The sequence below is a fragment of the Phormidium sp. CCY1219 genome (genome assembly GCF_035615515.1).
GTDB lineage: Bacteria > Cyanobacteriota > Cyanobacteriia > Cyanobacteriales > Laspinemataceae > CCY1219.
The window spans coordinates 1-2,219 of sequence record NZ_JAJENT010000876.1 but is presented as its reverse complement, the minus strand read 5'-3'; the positions used below and the strand labels follow the sequence as shown (position 1 = coordinate 2,219).

Below are 2,219 nucleotides of genomic sequence, written 5' to 3'. Positions count from 1 at the left end.
GATTGAGGATTACAACCAAGCGATTCGCCTCGACTCCAATTATGCACTAGCCTACAACAACCGGGGAATTGCCCGCCATGACTTGGGAGACCTGGAAGCGGCGATTGAGGATTACAACCAAGCGATTCGCCTCGACTCCAATTATGCACATGCCTACTACAACCGGGGAATTGCTTATCGGCAATTGGGAGAGAAAGCAAAGGCGTTGGACAGTTTTCGCCAAGCGGCGACACTTTATCAGCAACAGGGAAGAACGGAGGATTATCAAGATGCCAGAAACCGCATCCGGGAGTTGCAGGAGTAGGGGGCGTGATTCTCGGGAAGCACTGGTGGGGAATCTCCCGGGAGTCCCCACCGGGGCGTCACCCAGGGCAGGGGGATGAGGGATGAATGGATTAGGGGAGAATTTGAAAGGAATTCATCATTTGTTGGGCGGTGTTTAAGCTTTTGGAATATACGTCGATTGGGGATTCGTAAGTAATCACATAAGCGGTTTTATCGTTCAAGGTGCCGCGTTCGAGTTTTTTCCACTGGGTATTTTTCTCGGTGATTTCATAGCGGATTTCGTAGGCGCGTCGATTGCCTAAGGTGGTAGTTGGGCGAGAGCGATCGGACACTTTGGCATCGGTTCCGGTGGTTTGCACTTGCTGCATGACGGATTGTTTGTATTCATCAATCGATATCGGACGCCTTAAATTTTCTAGGGTAACAATCACCCGGGCATTCACTGCCTCAGATTCCTCGGTTAATGGGGGTAAAAAGGTAACAGTTTCTGCAAACACATCGCCTCCTTCTTGCACGCGCCAATTGGCGGGATAGTTAATTTTGATGCCTTTGTTTTGATTGTCGTAAACCTGCAATTGCACCACTTCTTCTCGGGAAAAATGTTTGTAGGCTTGGATAATTATCGGCGTCGCACAAACACCAGTGATTACTAAGGTTAGGATAGCAATGGTATTGGATTTCGTCCACAGGCGGGATTTTTGCCCAGAAGGATGCCCCGAGTTTTGCGGCCCCGTTGTGAGGGGGTTAGACTGGAGCTGGGTGGGGGAGTTATTCTGCGCCTGTAGGCTTTCTAAGGCTTGCAACACCTCATCGGCGGACTGATAGCGTTCTTCACAGTTATAACGCACCATTTTATCGATAATATCGACCAATTGTGGAGACACGGGGACAGATTTATCATGCCAGAGAATTTCTTCTTTTTGCGTATTTTTTGGCAAGTGATGCACCTGGGTGCCGGTCAGGGATTGGATGGCGATCGCGCCGAGGGCATAAATATCGCTAGTTGGTTGCGGATTTCCCCAGGATTGTTCTGGTGCGATATATCCAATTGTTCCCAACACGGTGGCTGGAGTTTGCCCACTCTGGGAAGAGAGGGATTGAATTTCTTTCACCGCGCCAAAATCAATCAAGATAATTTTACCATCTTTTTGGCGGCGAATTAAATTGGAAGGTTTCAAGTCGCGATGAATGACTTTCTTTTGGTGAATAAATGCGAGAACCGGGAGAATGTTTTGCAACAGGTCGAGGGTGTAGGAACTGCTGCAGGGTTGATTCGGTTTTAGTTCGTCGCTGAGCGGATGTCCGTCAATGAAATCTTCAATTAAATAAAATTCGTTATTTTCTTCAAAGTGAGCCAAAAGTTTGGGAATTTGGGGATGGTCTTCCCCGAGGCGATCGAGGGTATCTGCTTCGCGATCGAATAACTCATGCGCCTTCTGCAAACTGTTTGGATCCCTCCTTTTAGGGTACAGTTGCTTGACGACGCAGGGTCGATTTTTGCACTGGATATCTTCCGCCCGATAAACCTGACCGAAATCCCCGTTTCCCAAATATTTGATAATCCGGTAACGCCTACCGATAAGTTGTCCGACGTTTAGCATCAGCGATTTTCCCCATTTTCGGAAAGATTCTCGTATTTTATCAATATCTCCGATGATGTAACAACCCCATTGGTCAGCAACAGCCGCCAGGGCGTCGAAGCAACAGCCGCCCGGGATGAATTTCTCGGGTCGAATCGTTCTAGCAACAGCCGCCCGGAGATGAAAAGTCCCTGGCTAATAGCGCAAGTTGTCTAAAGAGGACTGGTAATACCATTTTAATGTAGGGCTGCAACAGATAATCAAACAGAGTCTCCGCGCCATTCAAAGGCAAATCCCCCCAACCCCCCTTAGAAAGGGGGGCTTAGTCGTTTCCCCCCTTTCTAAGGGGGGACT

Annotated in this window: 2 protein-coding genes; one reads left to right on the top strand and one right to left on the bottom strand. The window is 48.6% G+C overall.

What is annotated here, in order from left to right; genetic code table 11:
- Nucleotides 1–304 (top strand): tetratricopeptide repeat protein (locus LKK83_RS28670; protein WP_324634878.1); only part of this gene is annotated, 304 nt, incomplete at its 5' end.
- 91 nt (nt 305–395) lie between these two features.
- On the opposite strand, the gene LKK83_RS28665 is transcribed toward LKK83_RS28670, so the two are convergent.
- The gene (locus LKK83_RS28665; protein ID WP_324634877.1) at nt 396–1,886 is read right to left on the bottom strand and encodes a serine/threonine-protein kinase; all 1,491 of its coding nucleotides are present in this window, start codon (nt 1,884–1,886) and stop codon (nt 396–398) included.
- Between the last annotated feature and the right edge of the window lie 333 nt (nt 1,887–2,219).